This is a genomic window from Microcoleus sp. F10-B2 (genome assembly GCF_036704965.1).
Lineage (GTDB): Bacteria > Cyanobacteriota > Cyanobacteriia > Cyanobacteriales > Microcoleaceae > Microcoleus.
In genome coordinates, this window is record NZ_JAUBTB010000061.1 from 26,783 (window position 1) to 47,821 (window position 21,039).

Consider the following 21,039-nt stretch of genomic DNA (forward strand, 5'->3'; position numbering starts at 1 on the left):
AGCCTTTTTGCTTCTGTCAAAAGGATCTCCGTGCTTTCTGGTTCTGCATCTTCTCTACCTGTGGGCCATAGTTCTGTAATTAATATACGATCGGTATAAAGTTCAGCATCTATACAATCGCCAGTCACTTCAGTTACTTTTACATCCCTCATATTTTTGCTACATTCAATTTTCTCAATAATTTCTAGGTATATTTGTCCTTTCGTAGACCGAGCTTCTTCAAGAAAAGCTGCTAGGAGATAACTCCGAGGGGGTAATTCTCGATCAAAAATAGCGATCGTTCTTCCGTTACAATTTTCCACCATGAATTTAATTGTTTATTCTCGTACTAATAGACCTGCATGGATCGGTAGCTGATTGAAGCCTCTGCGTTTTCGGAGCGAACAGAGTAGCCTATTATGCGATCGGCGTCCCCAAGCTACTTACGAACAATTCCAAATTCCCATCCGCCTGCTGAATGCGGCTGTCCGCTATAAGGAAACAAAGGGCGACAGACGAGTTTTGCTAGAACTTGCCATAGAAGAACGCAATTTATTAGAACCATTGGTGTCAACAAAAGCCGAATAAGTAAAACAGGACTTACGCACTCCGACAAAGAAACCGGGTTTTTTACCTAATCTGCCGATTGCAACGAAGTCTTTTCGTGAAAAAACCGGTTTCTGGGCCCCCTGCGTAAGTCCTATAAAATAGATATAAAATACAAATTGATGCTACTAGCAACGGAGTCATCCCCATGACAGCAACAATTCCCACTCAAACTTTGCCAGAAATCATCTACCCAGACAGCGATGGAAAACCCATGTCTGACAACACGAAACAGTTCCAATTAATCGTAAAAATTCAAGGCGGAATAGACGCCTTATTCAAAGACAACGAAAATGTGTTTGTAGCAGGTGATTTGCTGTGGTATCCCGTCGAAGGAGATAACAAAACTCGCCAAGCACCTGATACTATGGTAGTCTTTGGCAGACCCAAAGGTGACAGAGGTTCATACAAACAGTGGCTTGAAAATAATATTGCGCCGCAAGTGGTCTTTGAAATCCTTTCGCCTGGAAACCGACTGGGTGAAATGTTTAAGCTGTTTAAGTTCTACGAAAATTATGGAGTAGAAGAATATTATGTCTACGATCCAGAGGATAATGAGTTAATAGGTTGGCTGCGAACTGACGGAGAACTCAACTATATTGAATCAATGGAGGGTTGGGTAAGTCCGCGTTTGGAAATCCGTTTTGAAACTGTATCGGGAGATTTAGAAATTTATCGTCCCGACGGACTAAAGTTTTTGTCTTATGTGGAGTTGTCAAGACAAATGGAACAAGCGCAGCAACAAATCGAACAAGAACGACAGGAGAAAGAGTTAGTAAAGCAAAAAGCCGATCGCCTTTCAGAAAAACTCCGAGAAATGGGGATAAATCCAGAGGAAATTTGAACCTTTTCTAGTCCTAGACGCACGGGTAGTCAGAAACCAGTTTTTTTGCCTGAGAAGACACGTTACAGCGGAAAAACTGCCAAAAACCCGGTTTCTTTGGTTGAGGCGGGTTTTGTTTGTGTAGACGCCGTTTCAACCGCCGAGAAACTTAACAAACTCCCCATGTTCAGCCGAATTAATCCCCTCCTGCAACACCCTCATCACCTGCGCTAAATCACCCTCCAACAAAGCCGCCACAGCCAACCGCAAACCAGGAAAAACTACACTGTGTACAACACCATTCTCATCAGGTTGAATAGAAACATACTTACCTTTATCTAGCCTAAACCAATACAAACGTTTTTTGTTAATCTGCCAAACAATATACTCCTGCACCCCATTTCGCCGATAAGCCTTTTTCTTATCGTGCAAATCGTAAGACGCCGTACTAGCAGCTATTTCCACAATCAATTCCGGCGCACCTTGCACGTAATCATCATCAGTAATGCGCGAATTTCCGCCATTTTCAATTCGCAGCAAAGCGTCTGGCTGCGGTTCATTATCGCCATCTAAAAGTACCGTTGCATTGTCGCCCAGCCGAACACCGGGAGTAGCAATCCGATAATTCCACAGCCAGCCAATAATGTTACTGTGAGGTTCAGCATGAGGTTCAAAACGTACTGGCGATGGCATATACACAACTCCTTCTATTAGTTCAGCTTTCTTAACGTGCGGCATGGCGAGATAGCGATCGTGAAATTCAGGCTGCGAAAGCCGATCGCCATTTTCCAGCGGCAGCATTTTTTCTGCATCTTCCGAAGGAGTTTGTTGGTCGAGATTTTTTGTATTTTTTACAGATGTTTGAGTCATAAGATATTACCTTTTAATCAAGGGTACAGAAACTCGAAACAGGAAATGGTAAAATAAATAAGCAGTTATTTAGATTGTAGTGCGCCAAGGCGGACTTTGTTTGTGTAGACGCGATTTCTTCCCATCGCCGAGTATTTTTATCAGTAACTAACCATGCAAAATCCCCGCCAAATAGCCTTTCTCGCACTCCGCGAAGTCCACCGCCGCGGTGCATTCGCAGATGCCGCCCTCGATCGCGCTTTCAGCAATTCTCAACTCAACGACCTCGATCGGCGTTTAGTAACAGAATTAGTTTACGGTAGCGTCAGGAGAATGCGATCGATCGACTTCATCATCGACAAACTAGCAACAAAGAAATCCTCCCAACAACCGCCCGAACTCCGCACCATATTACATTTAGGTTTATATCAACTCGAATATCTCAACCAGATTCCCCCCTCCGCCGCCGTCAACACCACCGTTCAACTAGCAAAAGAAAACGGATTTTCAGGACTTAGCAGTTTTGTCAACGGTTTGTTGCGAAAGTATACCCGTTTAACCGCCCCAACCCCCCCTTACCAAGGTGGGGCTGGGGGGGGTGTAAATTCCCCAGAGCAAGCAGAGACTAAAACCACCTCTAACTCCCCCCCTTACCAAGGGGGGGCTGGGGGGGGTTTGAATTCCCTAAAATTACCCGAAAACCCAGTCCAACGCCTAGGAATTCTGCACAGCTTCCCCGAATGGCTGGTGAAATTGTGGATCGAACAAATAGGCGAAACCGAAACCGAACAACTCTGTCAATGGTTCAACCAATCTCCCACAATTGACCTAAGAATCAATCCCTTAAAAAGCTCGATCGCCCAAATCGAAGCTGCCTTCAAATCCCACAACATCTCAACTAATAGAATCCCACACTTACCACAAGCATTAAGACTAAATGGCAGCATCGGCGCAATTCAAAACCTCCCCGGATACAGCGAAGGTTGGTGGACAATCCAAGACAGCAGCGCTCAATTAGTCACCCATTTACTAGCGCCCCAGCCAGGGGAAACCATTATCGACGCCTGTGCCGCGCCGGGGGGAAAAACCACCCACAGCGCCGAATTAATGCAGGATACAGGCACAATTTATGCCTGCGACAAAACCGCCAACCGACTCAAAAAACTTAAAGAAAATGCCGACAGACTCCAGATGAAATCCATTAAAATTCATACCGGAGACAGCCGCCATTTCCCAGAGTTTGTTAACCTCGCAGACAGAGTTTTATTAGACGCACCTTGTTCCGGCCTCGGAACCCTCCACCGCCGCGCCGACGCCCGCTGGCGCCACACGCCCGAAAACATTCAACAACAATCTCAACTGCAATCGGAATTGCTAGCAAATGCAGCGACATTTGTCAAGTCCGGCGGCGTATTAGTTTATGCAACTTGCACAATTCATCCCTTGGAAAATGAAACAGTTATTCGATCGTTCTTAGACAGCAATCCTCACTGGCAAATAGAACCGCCAACAATTGATTTACCCGTACAGCCATCACCGGAAGGATGGGTGAAAGTGTGGCCGCACAGACATCACATGGACGGCTTTTTTATGGTGAGGCTAAAGCACTTGAAAAAGCAGTAAAGTCCTTACTCCAAACCGATAGTTTAATATCCAGGTTCTTGATAAGCAGGTTCTTGATAAGCAGGTTCTTGATAGGCAGGCTCTTCATAAGCAGGTTCTTGATAAGCCGGCTCTTGCGGTGGGTAATACTTCGGTTGAGGATTGGGATTGTAAGGTACGATCGCACCATCTTCATTCACAATCATCCCCCGAATAATCTTATGAGGCTGCACCGGTTTGGCCTTAATACTGCCTTTCCGGCCCTCCAACTCCGGCAACTTCGGAAACTTCTCAACCGGCATTCCCTTAACGGCTTGACTCATAAAATCGCGCCAATTATACGCCGCCGTACCGCTAGTTCCCCAAGTCGGATAATTGTCATCATTCCCCAGCCAAATCCCCGTCACAACCTGTGGAATGTAACCAATAAACCACAAATCCCTGACATTTTCCGAAGTACCAGTTTTGCCTGCTACAGCGCGATCGTTTAACGCAGCAGGCCCCCCCGTACCGTCTTGCACAACGCCCTCCAACATCCAAGTAGTAATCGCAGCACTATCCTTATCCAAAACCCGCTTCGGTTTAAAATTAGCCTGATAAATCACATTTCCCCGCTGATTAATCACCCGCTTAATGCCGTGGGCTTCAATAAAATTCCCTTGCGATGCTAAAGTACCGTAAGCATTGGTCAACTCCAGCAAATTTACCTCCGAAGAACCCAAAGCCAGGGAATAAATCGGACTCAATTTAGACTTAATCCCCATATCGTTGGCTAATTTTATCGCCGGTTCAAACCCCACATCCATCAACACCTTCACAGCTACGACATTCACCGAACTCGTCAAAGCATCCGAGATCGATCGCCAACCGCTAAATTTTTTGCCATAATTATTCGGTTGATACCCGTCGATAATAATTGGTTCGTCTTCGTAACTGTCATAGGGAGAAAAACCAGCCGCCATCGCTGCTGCATAAACCAACCCTTTAAACGTCGATCCGGGCTGCCGCAAAGCCTGCGTAGCACGGTTAAACTGACTTTCCTTAAAATTTCCGCCACCCACCAGGGCCTTAACTTCCCCAGTTTTAGTGTCCATAGAAACTAAAGCCGCCTGTTCAAAACCCTGACGGCGTCCATCAACTTCGATCGCATTTTTAATAACTTCTTCCGCTATTTTCTGCCACTTCAAATCCACCGTCGTCTCAACAGTCAAACCGCCAGCTTCCAAAGCATCCTTAGAAACATAGCGCGGCAATTCCTTCCGAATGTAACTAGCAAAATAAGGCGCGACTACTTTAAATCGCTTCGGCGCACTTGGTTTAACTGCAATAGGTTCCGCCATCGCCTCCTTCGCCTGAGCCTCTGTAATTACCTTCGCTTCCTGCATTTGTTGCAGCACAAGATTGCGGCGTTTCTTAGCAATATCGGGATTAACCAAAGGCGAATATTCGCTCGGTGCCGGCGGCAAACCCGCCAAAGTTGCCATTTCTGCCAATGTTAATTTATCGACTGTTTTGCTAAAGAAAACCCAAGCCGCATCGGCCACACCGTAAGCATCCGAACCCAAATAAACCAGATTTAAATACCGTTCTAAAACTTGGTCTTTACTCAACTCTCGCTCTATTTTCTGAGCTAAAAGAGCTTCCCGGACTTTCCGCTTAATACTTCTTTCCTGATTGAGAAAAACAACGCGAGCCAATTGTTGCGTAATTGTACTGCCGCCCTGCACTACATCTCTTTCTATCAAATTAGAAACAATGGAGCGCACAATACCTTGATAATCCACCCCGCGATGTTTGTAAAAACGGCGGTCTTCTATGGCAATAAAAGCTTTAACCAACTGTTCGGGAATTTCTTTAAGTTTCAGCTTATCTCTAGTTGCTGGCCCCGACTGCAACAAAATCGTATTATCTGCTGCCTTAATTGTCAGCGTTCCGTCGCGGTTAAACGCTGACAAATCGTTAACATCCGGCAAACCTTTGTCTAAGGTGTACAAAATCCATAAACAGTAGATTAGAGCGCCCCCGCCTATACTGGCCACACCTAAACTTATCCAAAATCTAGGGGGGCGGGATATCCGTTTTTTAGTTTTTTCCTGCGGTGCGCTAATTTCCTGCGGTGCGCTAATTTCCTGTAGTTCCGTATGTCTCTGCAGTTTGGTGTTCGGCGATTCGCTATTTTCCGGCAATTCGCTACTATCCGATTTTTGGGGTAATTTAGTTCCCAGCAAACTTAATCCCGGCCGCAACAATTCTTTTCCCTTGGTTTGCAAGCTGGTAACTTGAGGTTCAATTTCCAACCAAGCAATTAAGCGCTTCAACCCTTCCCAATCGCGCTTGACTATTGGATATCGAGCGTATTCTGGCTCTAAATATTCTGACTCTAAATATTCTGACTCTAAATATTCTGACTCTAAATATTCTGACTCTTCTAGAGGTGCAGCATCTTCTGATACCACATACTCCGCTCGCTCATCCCTTGTCCGTGTATAAAATTCCGCCTCCGATTCCGGCGAGTTGAGCTTATTGACCTTCGCAGCCTTCGGCAGTTCTCGATCGGAATTACCGCTTATTGCGTTAGTGACTTTGCTCAATTTATCTTTAATATTTGAGAAAAATTCTGCCACGTTCAGACCTTCAAACCTCATCAAGTCCGATTAAAAATTAAAAATTTTAAAAGCTAGCTTTCTTCAATTTTTAATTTTTAATTCGACATTTTTTCTTCACTAACACGCTGCCTTGAATTAGATTTTTTGAATTAAAAACTCTTTAATTCACCGCTCAAAATTCAAAACTTTTCTTAACCCTGCGGAGTTTGGTATTTTTTTTTGAATTGAATTAGATTTTTTGAATTAAAAACCCTTTAACTCAAACCTCACAACTCAAAGCTTACAACTCTGCTTAACTCGCATGACCGAGTGCCAAGGCTGCTACCAGCATACCCAAAACCAGGAAAGGCTGAGCACTTGCCTGATATTTAACATCATTTTCCAGGGGATTGCGCAAAAAGTACATATCCTGAAAAGTGATTTGGGGAATTATCAGCAGCAGGAGAATTACCGCGTAAAGGTTTTGGTGGATGCTAATCAGGTAGCCTGCAATCCCAGCTTGAAATATGTCGATCGTCAACACGCAAATCCAAGCTGCGGTGTCGATGCCAAACATCACTGGCAAAGATTTTAACCCTAATTGCCGATCGCCTTCGACACTTTTGAAATCATTGACGATCGCAATTCCCAGCCCTGCCAAACTGTAAAACAGGGTCAAAATCATAATGGTCGGATCTAGTGTACCAAACAAAGCTTGACCAGCCCACCAAGGCAGGGCAATGTAACTAGCACCCAGGGCATAATTTCCCAACCAGCCATTCTGCTTGAGTTTCAGCGGTGGCGCAGAGTAGATGTAAGCTAGAAACACACCGACGAGAGTCAAAACAGTCATTGTGGGGAATTCATGACCCGCCCACAAGTCTAGAGCATAAGCCACCGCAAAGCCTGCGGCTAATAATACCAAAATTTGCGTTACTACTTGGGGAATCGAGATCATCCCGGAGGGAATCGGACGGTAGGGTTCGTTAATGGCGTCGATGTCGCGATCGTAAAAATCGTTCAAAGTTTGAGTGTACCCGGTCAGCAACGGCCCTGACATCAACATGCAAGCTGCTGCAATTAAGAAATTTTCTAGGTTCCAAACATAGTTTCCAGAAGACGCCGCCCCGCACACCACGCCCCAAATTAAGGGAATCCAGGTAATCGGTTTCATCAGTTGCAGGCGAATTTTCCAGATGGATGTTTCCCCGCTAGCGGCCCCTTTCATGCCCAACATTTGCCGAGTTTTGGCAGTGCGGTTTTCGGTAGCAGCACTTTCCGGTGCGGCTTCTGGGGAGATTTGGGATGGAGGAGAGTCAGACATAAGTTTGATGTTAGCGGTACTGCTGCGATTGTGTCGTTCTGGGTTTCAATAATAATTCTGATAGGATACCACTGATATTTCAGGCATCGTCTTGAAAACTTGCCCTAGCTTGGAGTTGATTCTGGGGGGCAATACCGATTTTACCAGCGCATCTTAATATCATTATGATGCAAATGTCAAGAGTCGAGAATTGTTTTAATAATTTCGCTGGACCCGCCAGAGTCGGGGGATTTTTGCCAGCAGTTGCATTTAATGTCAATTACCAGGAGGCGATCGAGTTTTTTGCCCTGCTACCCTTGAATCATCTCATCTGACCCAAACCGGTGGCAGAAACTCAATATGTCTTCTACAGGACTTACGCAACGGGCAGAATTAGTAAGGTGTCCCGGAACCGGAAACCCTCGATCGTCAGTTCTTAACTTCGTCTGACGCGGCCTACAATTCGATTCGAGTGTGACACGCTTGCCTGATATCGTTCCCGGTCGCACTCATACACGATATAGAGGAAACCGCGCCGTGCCCTTGGACTACCCGGATTAATTGTAGTCCAAGGGCACTGCCTTTGCAAAAGCTGTGGGTAATATTAATACCGATGCTAGCGGATTTGAGATTAGTCCTATTCTATTTTTGCAATCAAATTTTCTCAGTCGATGTTTGAATCATCGCGAACCCGGAACTTTTCCACCGTAGTTTTCATCCATCTCAGGTAATCTGTATCATACAATTTTTGTCCGTCAACTTCTAATTTTGCGGTCATAAGCTGTTCGTGCTAACAACTGTAAATTAACAAATATGGCGGTAGGAATCAAAAGGCAATCCCGTCCGCCGCTTGACTTCGAGAACTGATTTGTAAGCGCCTTTTCTCTGCCTTTCTCTAACTATTTTTTCGGCAACAGCCCGATCTAAACCGCTGGCGATTAACTCTTCGGGCGAAAGAATATTTAACCGTTTCCAAGTAAACTGCAATTCTTTTTGATAATTGTAGCTGAAGCAAATCATCGGGGCGATACGTCTGACGTGACTTTCGGGAATTCCGGCTATTTCTGATAACTCTTCGGCGTGGGTGAAAATGTAGCCTTCGTTTTGCAAAGATTCAATATCGTTAGCGTAGACGATCGGCAAACCCAAGATTCTGACCATATCGTCTTTGGTACACTCGTTAATATCTATTTTGCCGCGCACGTTTGCCAGTTCTTCGGCATTCGTCGCAGTTGCCGGAACCAGTAAACCTCTGGGTGCGGTTTTGATCAGATAGCGCTTTTTCAAACTAAAAGCAGTGACAATTTGAGCGATCCAAACGATCGTACCCAAATTAGTTGAAGAAGATACCGCTAGTGCTGCTAAAGTAATGCCAACACCCCAGCCCATCCAACTGCGAATATTTGACTTTTGGCCTGCATAGGCGATCGCCAATCCGCCGAAGTAGGGAATAAAAGCATACCACACCCAATTTGGAGTTTTACGCAGCCAGTATAAATCTTGAGACACTTTAATTTTATCCTTAAATAGTTGTGATCTCACACTTTCTTATTTCACTCCCACTTTTTTAAGAGTGGGCTTTCTTCTTCCTTCTTCCTTCTTTCTTCTTCCTTCTTCCTTCTTTCTTCTTCCTTCTTTCTTCTTCCTTCTTCCTTCTTCCTTCTTTCTTTTTAATTACAATTCTCGCAGCAGTTTTTGGCGTTTTTCTTCATATTCTTCGGCGGTAATTGCGCCCATATCGTAAAGTTTTTTCAATTCGCCGATCGCCCCTGTTACATCTTTTGCCGCTCTGAGGGCATACCCAGACGGCAACGTGCCGCCATTGTACTGAACCTGAAAAGCTTGTTCCGACATCAGCAGCAGGCCGATAAAATCGAAAAATGCGATCACTGAGGGAATTAATGTCCAAGAAAATAGCAAGTATAATACCCCTGCTAAGTTGTTGCCCAAATAAAATTTGTGAACTCCGAAACCTCCTACAAAGAAAGCTAACACAACAGCTACGGTTTTATCTTTTACCATTTTTTTATTTCCCCAGTTTTTTATTTTAACTTCCGCGATCGACCTTTAACGATCGACATAAGTAATCTTGCTAATTTTTACTCATTTATTTGGGTGTTTGCGAAACTTAGACATCGCAAAATACAGCAAAACTATACCTACTTGAGCCTGTAGAATGACCAAGTAGCCTCTCAAGAAATAATTGAGTTCGCTGCCTGAATTGAGAGAAAATATTAAAATGCCTAAGGCTGCGTAGGGTGCCAAACGCATCCAACTCGGCGTTCCCTCTAACTTGCGGCTGTTGAAATTGCTCATTGGGGCGACCATCCACAAAAACCGGACAAGGTATTACTTCTATGTTAAAACAAGTTTTTCCGTTTAACTTCAATATTGGCGACCAAATTTAATATCAGGTGCGCCCCGCGCACCTGCCGAACTCGCCATTTCTCAAACTTGTGAAAAAAGCAAGGTTAATTCACAATTATTAACAACCGCCCCAATTAACTCGCGCCGCCGCCCAAAAGAAACAGACTCAGGAGAGTACCGCTGTTCCAAAGACTGTGGAGAAGCATGGGAGCAAGGAGATTGCGCGATCGCGTGTACACAAACCCCAAAACCGCACCCAAAGTCGCCAAAGGCAGAATCTCAGAGACACTCAAGTGAGCCACAGCAAACAAGAAAGCAGAAGCTGCGATCGCCCCCCAAACAGGCAAATAGCGAGTCAGAGAAGGCAGCAGAAAGCCCCGAAACACGATTTCCTCAAAAACCGGAGCGGCGATCGCCGCAGTGCCGAAAAACACCGCCAAAGCCACGTTGTCCCTACCTTCAAGAACGATCGGCAAAATCGGATTGCTGCCACCTTGTCCCTGCCACAATTGCTGATTGATCAGCGACACCAAAACTACCAAAGGCAAAGCAACAAAATAGCCGCCAAAACCCCACAAAAACCAATTTCCCCGCCAATTAATCCGAAACCAACCTTCCGGCAAAGGCAAAAAAGACTTGACCGAAAAATACAGTACCGAAAGCCCCCCAGCCGACAGCAACAAATAAGTAGCAAAGATATAAAAAGCCTTATCGCGCGGGTCAAAAGTAGCAGGATTGAGTTTTAAAACACCTAGAGAAACAGGCAGCAACAAATAGGGAATCAAGATTTGGCCGACAAAGAAAAAGCCGACCACAAGCACCTGCCAAACAATCTCACCGTCCCAAGGCACATCCCAAGTCAAGCTCGCATTTCGCGCCAACACCGGCCCGGAATCTTCTGTATCTAACTGCTGCCGCTGCAACAACCACTGCACGGTCAAACCAACCAGCAAAACCGTGCCAATAAAAAGTGCGATCGCCGGAACGCCAACTATAATTGCCAACTTTTCTACAGCTTGCTCGGCCGTTGCTTGCTCTGCTGCTTGCAGCGCCACCAGGTCTTTAGAACGTTCTTGCAGCTTGTAAAGTTGAGCGAGAGCGCGATAGCGAAACCAGCCATCCAAAGACTTTTGAATGCGCGGCTCTGCCTCCGGCAGCAGTTGACCCGGATTGCTCCAAATTCCCGTTAAAACTTGAGCAGTTACCGCCGAAACATCGTCATCAATTTTAGTTTTGTAGCGCTCAACTAAATTTTTCCAAGTTTGCAGAGCCGCCTCAGTTTTACCGCTGCTTGCCTGCAAAATTCCCAGGCGCAAGTCAAGTTCGTTTAGCAGCACTGACTGTTGCTCGATCGACTCTGACAAAGCCTTGTTTTGAGCCAAATTCACAGTAGTATTATCAGACTTGGAGGCAATCGCAGACTGAATTACTTTAAATTGTGATTGAGTTGTTTCGAGAGTTTTGCGAGTCGAGTCCCGCGCTTCTTGATATTGCGTCAAAGCCGTATTTAAAGGATCTGCACCGACAATATTGTTGCGCGCCGAACTTAAATTAGCACTCTGATTATTTTCTCCTTGCCACTCGGAGGCGTGAAGCAGCAAATTTGTCTGGTAGAGTTCCAGCCGACTTTGAATTTGCGGCTGGTTCCAACTAGCAACCAAAGATAAACCGACCAGGGCGATCGCGATCGCCGTTAAAATACCTAAAATCACCCGCTTCAGTGTCATTCCTGCTTTTCCATCCCCCGCGAATCTGTGGCTAAATCTTTTCCGTATTTAATCATAGGTCGTTGCAGACGAGAGTATCCCGACACCTGGTAAAATTTCACTGGCTCATCTTTTTGACTCGCCTCAACAAGACTTACGCCACAAATCCTTGACCCGCCATGTATGGGTAAGGCGCGCACTGCGCACCCGCTGCGGGGTAGCAGGCTAAATCTAAAATCTAAAATCTAAAATCTAAAATCGAATGACTCGCATTATCTTAGTCCGTCACGGCAAAAGCACATACAATCAAGAACGCCGCATCCAAGGCCGCCTCGATAAATCGATTTTGACAGAAGCAGGCCGCAGCGCCGCCCTGCAAGTAGGCGACACACTCAGCAGTATCGCCTTTGATGCCGCCTATACCAGTCCCCTGCAACGAGCCAAAGAAACAGCGGAAATCATCCTGTCGCGCTTGACAAATCCGCCACAACTCCAGCCAACTGATAATTTGATGGAAATCGATTTGCCTCTGTGGGAAGGAATGCTGCGCCAAGATGCTATAGACAAATTCCCCGAAGCATATCAGCAGTGGCAAAGACAGCCAGACAAATTTTCCATGAAACTGCCATCTGCTGACGGAGACATCGAACACTTTCCCGTATTGGCAATTTTTGCTAACGCACGTCATTTTTGGCAAGAACTTTTATCGCGCCACCAGGACGGCACAATTCTAGTAGTAGGTCACAACGGAATCAACCGCGCTCTCATCGCCACCGCATCGGAAATTACCCCGGATTACTATCAATCAATCCAACAGTCAAATTGCGGAATTAGCGTCATTAATTTTGGAACTTCCCCTGTTACTAACGACGAACTCGGAGAGCCAAAAAAGAAAGTTGCAGTTCAATTAGAATCGCTGAATTTAACTTCCCATACCGGGGAAATCTTTCCCAAACCGAGGGACGGACACCAAGGGCCGCGCTTGTTGCTGGTACGTCACGGCGAAACCGACTGGAATAAAGCAGGTAAATTTCAAGGGCAAATTGACGTACCTCTCAACGATAACGGCCGCGAACAATCCAGGCGAGCAGCAGAATTTCTCAAGGATGTAAAATTAGATTTTGCGATCAGCAGTTCGATGCTGCGCCCGAAAGAAACTGCGGAAATTATTCTCCAATATCACGGCGGTTTGCAACTGGAACTGCGCGATGAGTTGAGAGAAATCAGCCACGGACTTTGGGAAGGAAAATTTGAATCAGAAATCGAAGAATCCTATCCGGGTTTGCTCGAAGAATGGAAAACATCTCCTGAAAAAGTCCAAATGCCCGAAGGAGAGAATTTGCAGCAAGTTTGGCAGAGGGCGATCGCATCTTGGCGAGAAATCGTACAATCAGTTTCTGGTACTGGGATTGTCGTTGCTCACGACGCCATTAACAAAGCTATTCTCTGCCACCTATTCGGTTTGGAACCCGAACATTTCTGGAAATTCAAACAAGGAAACGGAGCCGTTAGCGTGATTGATTATCCCCACGGCCCGGATGGTTTGCCGGTATTACAAGCGATGAATGTCACAACTCATTTGAGCGGCGGCGTTTTTGACCAAACAGCAGCCGGAGCACTGTAATTAGTAAAGTCCTGGGCGCGAACCCGTAGCGGAAGGAACGCCCACCGCTACGGGTTCGCGCCTGAAAAATGTTTGAATTTTGATAACAACCGCGCCCGACGCTTAGGAAGTTCTTAATTCCTGAAACTAATGCGGTGGATTGCTTCTTCCTTCTTCCTTCTATCCTTTACATCCGTTACATAATCCGTTGCCGAACTTCCTTCTTCCTTCTGCTATATGAGCCGCGAACTGCTACAAAATGTACGAGTGCTAGATCCTGTTTCAGGGAGCGATCGCATCGCTGATATTCTAATTACCGAAGGCCAGATCGAAGCCATTGCAGAAAAAATTGCTGAGTTTCCCGCTGACACCCAAGTGCGGGATTGCCGGGGACTGATTTTGGGGCCGGGGTTAACTGATATCTACAGTCACAGCGGAGAACCGGGTTTTGAGGATCGGGAAACCCTGGAATCTTTGATGCAGGCTGCAGCGGCTGGCGGTTTTACGCGAGTGGCGATTTTGCCAGATACCTCGCCGCCTGTTGACAATTTGGCCGGTTTAGCTTTGTTGCAGCAACATATCCGCAATTTGTCGCCCGGGCTGCCCCGCTTGTATTTTTGGGGCGCGCTGACAGCGGGCGTGAAAGGGCAGCAGATGGCCGAGTTGGGCGAGCTGGCCTCCTCTGCGGTGGTGGGTTTTGCGGACGGTTTGCCGCTGTCTAATCCGGCTCTGGTGAGGCGTTTGCTGGAGTATATCAAGCCTTTGGGCAAGTCTGCTGCTTTGTGGCCGTGCGATCGAACTTTGGCAGGAAAGGGTGCGGTGAGGGAGGGTGCGATGTCGGTGCGGTTGGGTTTACCAGGAATTCCGGCGAGTGCGGAAACTTCGGCTTTGGCGGCAATTCTGGAGTTGGTGGCATCTGCGGGAACTCCAGTGCACATTATGCGCGTTTCTACAGCCCGCAGCGTGGAATTGATTCGGGATGCGAAGGCGCGGGGTTTGCCGGTGACTGCGAGTGTGACTTGGATGCACTTGCTGTTGAATGTCGGGGCAATTTCAGGAAACTCTCAAGATGCCGGCGGGAAAAATGCTCTGACTGCTTCGTTGGCTTACGATCCGAATTTACGTCTGGAACCGCCCTTGGGCAATCTCAGCGACCAATTAGCGCTGATTCAAGCTGTGAAAGATGGCGTAATTGATGCGATCGCGATCGACCACAATCCGCATACTTATGAGGAAAAAACTGTGGCTTTTGCTGATAGTCCGCCCGGGGCGATCGGTTTGGAATTAGCTTTGCCTTCACTGTGGCACGGACTGGTAGAAACCGGCGAATTTTCGGCTTTAGAACTGTGGCGAGTGTTGAGCGCAGGCCCTGCCGTTTGTCTCGGACAAACCCCCCCCATGGTTGCACCGGGAGTCTCTGCTGAGTTGATTTTGTTCGATCCGGAAATGAGTTGGACTGTTGACGGGCAAAGTCTGAAGTCGCGATCGGCAAATACGCCTTGGTTGGGACAGCAATTAGCAGGAAAAGTTGTACAAACCTGGATTAATTGACCCTTGGGATTGGGAGCGTTTAACGAACCGCGAAGGCGCGAAGGGCGCGAAGGAAGAAAATGATCGGTAATTTGGTACGTGGAAGCTTTTGATAAGGCAGGTTAAATACATGATTGCTGTCGTTCCTTCGTGGAATTCCCCACCGCAAGACTTGACATTGGATCTGGGCGAAATTCATGTTTGGCGCGTGTCTCTGGCTCAAACAGAATCTTGCTTGCAGAGTTTACAAGAGACTCTCTCTACCGACGAGCGGACAAAAGCCGAGGGTTTTCACTTTCCCAAAGGTCGATCGCAATTTATTGTGAGTCGTGGCGCGCTGAGAGCGATTCTGAGTCGCTATCTTAACATAAATTCTCACGTTTTGCGCTTTGACTACAATCCCTACGGCAAACCTTCTCTCATCGCCGCCCAAGGTGGAAATACTCTCCGTTTCAATTTATCTCACTCAGGGAACATGGCTCTAATTGCGATTACCAAAAATCGAGATATTGGTGTCGATATTGAAGGAATCAATCCCACATTTCCTTGTCTGGAAATTGCTGAAAAGTTTTTTTCACCCTTAGAACACTCTGTGTTGCGTTCGCTCCCAGAACATCTCCAACCCAGAGCTTTTTTTACCTGCTGGACTCGCAAAGAAGCCTATATCAAAGCAGTCGGTAAAGGACTTTCTATTCCCCTGAATCAGTTTGATGTCACCCTCGCACCAGGAGAACCTGCCGCGCTGTTAAATGTTGAAGACAACCCCGAAGAAGCATCGAGATGGTCTTTAATTGAATTAATTCCGAGTTCAGATATGGTGGCGGCTGTTGCGGTTGCAGGAGATTGCTCGAAACTTCATTGTTGGCAGTGGACGGGGGAGTTTTGAGTTATGGTTCGTATCATTTGCCAAAATAACCTTGGCTTCGACTCAACGGAGAGAACTTAAAAAAGCAACTCTAGGCAAGATCCCAACTCATATAAAATATAAAAATTAAAATCTAAAATATAAATTTTTATGAGACTGTTCTATTCTGTAGGATGCCGGACCCTCGATGCTAAAAAACCAGGTTTATGAGTGTATTTCTCCTTACTCAAACCAGGCTCTCCTAAAGCGCATTTCTCACTTAGAGACTCAAAAAACCTAATTTTAATTTAATTTTAGTCAATAAAAAAATGCTTATTACTGATTACGAGTCCTCGCTTTTTGGTCGCGTAATGTATTAAATAAAGTCCGATCGACTTTTGGGCAATATTACCTGCAATTCCTGACAGCGTTGCAGATAATTTTGCGCCACCCGATCCAGGGGATTCTTTCGCAGGCAATCAGCAAACTGTTCTGCGGCTTCTTGATGTTTAGCAGCAGCGTAGTTGTACAGCGCTTCTAAAAATACGGGCAAAGTTGCTAATTTGCCCTCTTTCACTTCTGGTGCATCTGCATCAAAGACTTCGTAAATCGTCAGCAAATCCGATTTACCTTTCACTCGAACACAGCCGATATTTCGGATTGCGTAACTTGCTGTATCGCTCAACTCTAAGAAAGTATTTTGAGTAATCAGCATCGACACACCGTAACTTTTCGTCAAGCTTTCCACCCGCGAGGCTAAATTCACCGCGTCGCCAATCACCGTACTGTCCATCCTGTTAGTTGACCCCACTGTTCCTAACATCAATGAACCCGTATTGATGCCAATTCCAATTTTAATAGGTTCGTAGCTGCAACTAATGCGATGTTGATTGTATTTATGGAGACTGTGCAGCATAGCAATTCCTGCCTTGACTGCATCGTCTGCACTGTAGCCAAACAACGCCATAATTGCATCGCCAATATATTTATCAATAAAGCCATTATTTTTAATAATGCTTGGCTCCATTCGACTCAAATAAGAATTAATAAAATTGAAATTTTCCTGCGGTGTCATTTTCTCAGAAAGAGCCGTAAAATCCCGAATATCGGAAAACAATATTGACATTTCCTTTTCTACGCTCTCGCCGAGTAGAACGTCGCTCAAGCTATCGTGGCTTAGCAGCGAGACAAATTCATTCGGCACAAAGCGTTTAGCAGCTTCTGTTAATTTTAATTGCTGTGATAGGGCAAATTCTAGTTCCTGATTGATTTTCCGAAGTTCGGCATTTTGTTCTGCTAGTTTTTTATCCTGACTGTAGCTGTAGACGGCTTCTGTCACAGTCAATTTCAAGTCTTCAGTTTGCCAAGGTTTGCCGATGTAGCGGTATAGTTTTGCCTGTTTGATGGCATTTCCTACCGCCTCAATAGTCGCCTGACCAGTTAGCATCACCTTGAGAGTTTGGGGAGAAATTTCGTGAACTAGCCGCAACAATTCATCTCCTTTCATGTCAGGCATCACGTAATCCGAGATAATTAAAGGGATTTCATACCCGTCTTCGAGCAATTCAGCAATTAACTCTAGGGCATCTTTACCTCCTTCGGCAATTTCAATCTGATAAGTATTGCCTAAAGTCTCTTTTAATTCAGCTTTAAGACTTTTCAGAATAGTTTTTTCATCGTCAACGCAAATAATGACTTGTTTGATCATAGCGATAAGGCAGTTTTAATGGTTTCGATTAACTCTGATTCCGACCAAGGTTTCTGCAAACACCGATGGAGGTTGGCTTTGTCAAATGCCCTGTTCACGGCCTCTTCATCGGCTTGACCTGTTAGCATAATTTTTACTATGTTCGGGAATTTTTGATGAACTATAACCAGAAATTCATCTCCTTTCATTCCTGGCATTAGCCAATCCGATACAATCAAGATAATTGAAACTTCTTCGTCATTTAATTCATCAATTAACTCTAAAGCCTCGGCTGGATTTTCTGCTAGCTCATACAAGTAAGCATTCCCAAAGGCTGATTTTAGTTGAGTTTTTAGGCTGTGTAAAACTACTTTTTCGTCATCAACACACAGGATGATTGGTTTAGACATTTTTGCTGGCTCAACTAATTGTTTACGGGAGAGTAACAGGCAGAATAACCGTAAAGGTAGTTTTGCCGCAAACGGATTCAACTTCTATTTTACCGCGATGTTTGTCAACTATCTTTCTGACTATATCGAGACCTAGACCGCTGCCTTCTCCGGGGGGTTTCGTTGTGAAGAAGGGATCGAATATTTTGGGCATGACTTCTGGAGGAATTCCTTTGCCACTATCTGTAACGCTGACTTTGATATAGTTGCCTTCCTGAACGATACCTAGAGTTAATGTGCCTTTATTGTCCATCGCTTGCAGGGCATTGTGAATCAGATTTGTCCATACCTGATTTAGTTGGTCTACATAGCACACCACCGGCGGTATTTTTGGGAAATTGCGGATCACTTCTACGCCGTGTTTGAGGTTATTTTGATACAGGGTAAGTACGGTTTCTATGCCTTCAGTTATATTAGATTGAACCATCGCTTCTGATGAGTCGTAACGGGCATAAGTTTTCAGGGCAAAGACGACTTTAGAAGCGCGATCGGCTGCGGTATTAATTGTTTGGGTTCCTCGCTGGATTTCTGAGAGTTTGTAAGCCATTTCTAAGATGCGATCGCGATCGACCTTTTGCAGCAGAGACAGAAAGTCGTCGGCCTCGTAAATCCCCATATCTACCAAGGTGTCGGCGATATCATCCGCTTCGTCAATGTCTTCGCCTTCGAGTTGACTAATTAAAGCCCGCTTTAACTTCCTTTCTTCTTTAGCTGTTAAAGTCATATCTTTTTGTAGCGAGCGATACATTAATTCGCGGAAATTTTCAGATTCTGCGGGCGAAAGCGACTGAAACAGTGAGGGCAAATTCGTGAGAGTTTGACCCAAAAATTTAGTCATATTTCCAGCACTCGATCGGATCGCACCCAGCGGAGTATTCAATTCGTGGGCAACTCCGGCGACTAATTGACCTAAAGCTGCCATTTTTTCCGATTGAATCAGCTCTTCCTGAGTAGTTTGCAGGTGGTCTAATGCTGTTTTGAGTTCTTGGGTTCTTTCGGCGACTTGGAATTCGAGAGTGCGGTTGTATTCCGCTACCAATTTTTCGGCTTGTTTGCGTTGAGTGATGTCGGCAAAAGCTGCGATCGCATAACTCACCTTTCCTTTGTCATCATAGATGGGCGTTCCCCAAACCTCGATCGGAATAATCCTGTCAGGCTGGTGAATTTCCATATCGTCAACGTTAACGCTGGCCCCTTTAAAAGCATTGATAATTGGATCTTTTTCGGCGGGATAAATTTCGTTAGTACCTGCTAGATAAGCTTGATAAATCTCTCGAATTTCAGACGCATTATTAGCAACTTTATCTGTACCTAATAAATCCAGAGCGCGAGAATTAATATAATAAGGTTTGTCGCTCAAATTTGCGACAAATATCCCGATAGGAACCGCTTCTAAAATTTGGTAAAGTCTGCTTTTACTCTCAGACAATTCGGTATTCAAAGCTTGCAATTCCGCAAAGGATACTTGCAGTTGAGCCGCCATACTATTAAATGAATTTGCAAGTTCCCCGACTTCATCATCGCGGTTAATTATTACACTTTTACCCCATTCACCTCGCGCAATTTTTTTGGCAGCATCATTCAAAGACAAAATAGGTTTTGTTACCCACCTAGCCGTCACAATCCCGACAATTATCGCCACAATTAAAGCAGCAGCACACAACAAAATTGTTGCGGTATTATTGGCATTAATTTGTGCCATAAAATCGGCTTCGGGAACCACCACTACAATCAACCAATCCAATCCTTTGTCATCTTGCCAAGGCAGAACTTGTAAAAATTGTTTTTTACCCTGAACATCAAATTCTAGTGACTGCGAAGTTTTCAGAGATTGGAAATTGTTAAAATTAGTGGCTAAATATTGAGCCGTAGTTTTAGTAAAAGTATTTTTACTGTCAATTGCTTTAACTCGTTCGGCTCCGTAGTCTTTTTTGAATACGTGAAATGGTCTTTCTCCTGTCGAAGTTGCAACCAACATTCCCGATCGCTCGATAATAAAAACTTGTCCGTTTTTTCCAATTTTCAAGCTTTGCAAAAACTTGCCAATAGTGGACAGATTAATATTAGTTAGCAACACCCCTTGCAATTTTCTTTGTCGGTCGTAGAAAGGCATAGATGCGCCGAGATAAGCAGTCAGACCGGCCGTATTAGGATAAATTTCGCTCCAGGTGGGTTTGCCAGCAGCTACCGCAGCTTTGTACCACGGGCGAGTGCGCGGGTCGAAATTAGTTTTGTTGTTTAATAATGCGCCGATTTCCCCGGATTTATTGGTAGTATAGGTGCGAAAATCATAGTTACTTGCTGCTGTCGATACCCTCAAAGTCAGCGAGCCATTATCGAGCCTTTCTGCCCCTAAGTTGTCTCTTTGTTCTAAACCTAAACCCGTAAAAGTGAGCGTGTCAAATATCTGAAGCTGCCGCCAAAAATGACGCTGTAAAACAGGTAAATCTTGCAGGTTCAGCGTACCGATCTCGATCGCCGCAGCATTGATCTGGTTGACCTGATGGGGTACAGTCAGGTAAGTCCCCAGATTTTGTTTGACGCGGCTGCCTACTTCTGCCATCAGTCGATCGGCAATTTCATTGACTGCCTTTTGTCCGTTTTTAAATGAAAGATATCCTACCAGTCCCACCGCCGCGAAAATTTGCAAGACGAAGGGAACTATCAGAACAGTTCGCAGGGTGCGAGAGCGAGCAGTTTTGGCAGCGAAGCTACCAGCAGATTTAGTTCTGTTCATAATGAGAATCCTCGATCTTCATATCCTTGTGCGTTTTATTCACGGCGTCACAGTCATAAATTAACCCGGAATTAATGACTAAGTGCGGCAGATTCATCAAACGGCACGTATCCTAAAGGCACTTATTCTGAAGCCAGGAGGGAGGAGGCACTTATCCTAAAGCCAGGTTTTGGTCCAACTCCTTGATACAATTCTTGCCCTGAACCATAACCTTTTTTAACACAACCGACTGGAGCTAGTGTCCATGTAGGCGATGCCCACCTTGCATAGGGCTTGCTTAAAAAGTCTATATAGGAATGAGAATTAAATAACTTACAATTTATTGTTCTTGTGGGATGGGCGTCCCGCCCGTCCTTTCTGGACGGGCGG

The 21,039-nt window shown here is 45.4% G+C and carries 16 protein-coding genes; 6 read left to right on the forward strand and 10 right to left on the reverse strand.

What is annotated here, in order from left to right; translation table 11 throughout:
• The first annotated feature begins 357 nt into the window (after positions 1 to 357).
• Both QUA99_RS22120 and QUA99_RS22125 read left to right on the forward strand, forming a co-directional pair.
• Positions 358 to 567, forward strand: a complete 210-nt coding sequence (locus QUA99_RS22120) for a hypothetical protein (protein ID WP_333240903.1) — start codon at positions 358 to 360, stop codon at positions 565 to 567.
• A gap of 166 nt (positions 568 to 733) precedes the next feature.
• On the forward strand, positions 734 to 1,429 hold the full coding sequence (locus QUA99_RS22125) for a Uma2 family endonuclease (RefSeq protein WP_333240901.1): 696 nt from the start codon (positions 734 to 736) through the stop codon (positions 1,427 to 1,429).
• Between the two features lie 132 nt (positions 1,430 to 1,561).
• On the opposite strand, the gene QUA99_RS22130 is transcribed toward QUA99_RS22125, so the two are convergent.
• Entirely contained in the window at positions 1,562 to 2,278 is a 717-nt protein-coding gene (locus QUA99_RS22130; RefSeq protein ID WP_333240899.1) for a Uma2 family endonuclease, read from the reverse strand.
• A gap of 153 nt (positions 2,279 to 2,431) precedes the next feature.
• Here QUA99_RS22130 and QUA99_RS22135 point away from each other — a divergent pair, with 153 nt between their 5' ends.
• Positions 2,432 to 3,880, forward strand: a complete 1,449-nt coding sequence (locus QUA99_RS22135; protein WP_333240897.1) for a 16S rRNA (cytosine(967)-C(5))-methyltransferase — start codon at positions 2,432 to 2,434, stop codon at positions 3,878 to 3,880.
• Positions 3,881 to 3,903: 23 nt separating this feature from the next.
• Here the strand turns inward: QUA99_RS22135 and QUA99_RS22140 are convergent, their stop codons facing one another.
• From QUA99_RS22140 to QUA99_RS22165, 6 genes are all read right to left on the reverse strand, one after another.
• A complete protein-coding gene (locus QUA99_RS22140) occupies positions 3,904 to 6,504 on the reverse strand; it encodes a PBP1A family penicillin-binding protein (RefSeq protein ID WP_333240895.1) in 2,601 nt (866 codons plus the stop codon).
• A 253-nt stretch (positions 6,505 to 6,757) separates the two neighbouring features.
• Complete coding sequence (gene chlG / locus QUA99_RS22145) at positions 6,758 to 7,768, reverse strand: chlorophyll synthase ChlG (protein WP_333240893.1); 1,011 nt, start codon at positions 7,766 to 7,768, stop codon at positions 6,758 to 6,760.
• A gap of 783 nt (positions 7,769 to 8,551) precedes the next feature.
• Entirely contained in the window at positions 8,552 to 9,256 is a 705-nt protein-coding gene (locus QUA99_RS22150) for a helix-hairpin-helix domain-containing protein (protein ID WP_333343530.1), read from the reverse strand.
• A 165-nt stretch (positions 9,257 to 9,421) separates the two neighbouring features.
• Positions 9,422 to 9,769 (reverse strand): NINE protein, encoded by a 348-nt coding sequence (locus tag QUA99_RS22155; protein ID WP_333240887.1) that lies wholly within the window; start codon positions 9,767 to 9,769, stop codon positions 9,422 to 9,424.
• Between the two features lie 81 nt (positions 9,770 to 9,850).
• Positions 9,851 to 10,063, reverse strand: a complete 213-nt coding sequence (locus QUA99_RS22160; RefSeq protein WP_333240884.1) for a hypothetical protein — start codon at positions 10,061 to 10,063, stop codon at positions 9,851 to 9,853.
• 185 nt (positions 10,064 to 10,248) lie between these two features.
• Positions 10,249 to 11,841 carry a type II CAAX endopeptidase family protein gene (locus QUA99_RS22165; protein WP_333240881.1) on the reverse strand — a complete coding sequence of 531 codons (1,593 nt, stop codon included), beginning with the start codon at positions 11,839 to 11,841 and terminating at the stop codon, positions 10,249 to 10,251.
• 241 nt (positions 11,842 to 12,082) lie between these two features.
• Between QUA99_RS22165 and QUA99_RS22170 the strand changes: the two genes are divergently transcribed.
• From QUA99_RS22170 to QUA99_RS22180, 3 genes are all read left to right on the forward strand, one after another.
• Positions 12,083 to 13,444 carry a histidine phosphatase family protein gene (locus QUA99_RS22170; protein ID WP_333240878.1) on the forward strand — a complete coding sequence of 454 codons (1,362 nt, stop codon included), beginning with the start codon at positions 12,083 to 12,085 and terminating at the stop codon, positions 13,442 to 13,444.
• 216 nt (positions 13,445 to 13,660) lie between these two features.
• The gene (locus tag QUA99_RS22175; RefSeq protein WP_333240876.1) at positions 13,661 to 14,974 is read left to right on the forward strand and encodes a dihydroorotase; all 1,314 of its coding nucleotides are present in this window, start codon (positions 13,661 to 13,663) and stop codon (positions 14,972 to 14,974) included.
• 109 nt (positions 14,975 to 15,083) lie between these two features.
• Complete coding sequence (locus QUA99_RS22180) at positions 15,084 to 15,839, forward strand: 4'-phosphopantetheinyl transferase superfamily protein (protein WP_333240873.1); 756 nt, start codon at positions 15,084 to 15,086, stop codon at positions 15,837 to 15,839.
• Positions 15,840 to 16,173: 334 nt separating this feature from the next.
• On the opposite strand, the gene QUA99_RS22185 is transcribed toward QUA99_RS22180, so the two are convergent.
• The 3 genes from QUA99_RS22185 to QUA99_RS22195 are packed head-to-tail and all read right to left on the reverse strand — an operon-like array spanning position 16,174 to position 20,670.
• A complete protein-coding gene (locus QUA99_RS22185) occupies positions 16,174 to 17,505 on the reverse strand; it encodes an adenylate/guanylate cyclase domain-containing protein (protein WP_333240871.1) in 1,332 nt (443 codons plus the stop codon).
• Positions 17,502 to 17,894 carry a response regulator gene (locus QUA99_RS22190; RefSeq protein WP_333240868.1) on the reverse strand — a complete coding sequence of 131 codons (393 nt, stop codon included), beginning with the start codon at positions 17,892 to 17,894 and terminating at the stop codon, positions 17,502 to 17,504. The genes QUA99_RS22185 and QUA99_RS22190 overlap by 4 nt, the downstream gene beginning before the upstream one ends.
• Positions 17,895 to 17,916: 22 nt before the next feature.
• The gene (locus QUA99_RS22195) at positions 17,917 to 20,670 is read right to left on the reverse strand and encodes an ATP-binding protein (protein WP_333240867.1); all 2,754 of its coding nucleotides are present in this window, start codon (positions 20,668 to 20,670) and stop codon (positions 17,917 to 17,919) included.
• Positions 20,671 to 21,039 lie beyond the last annotated feature (369 nt).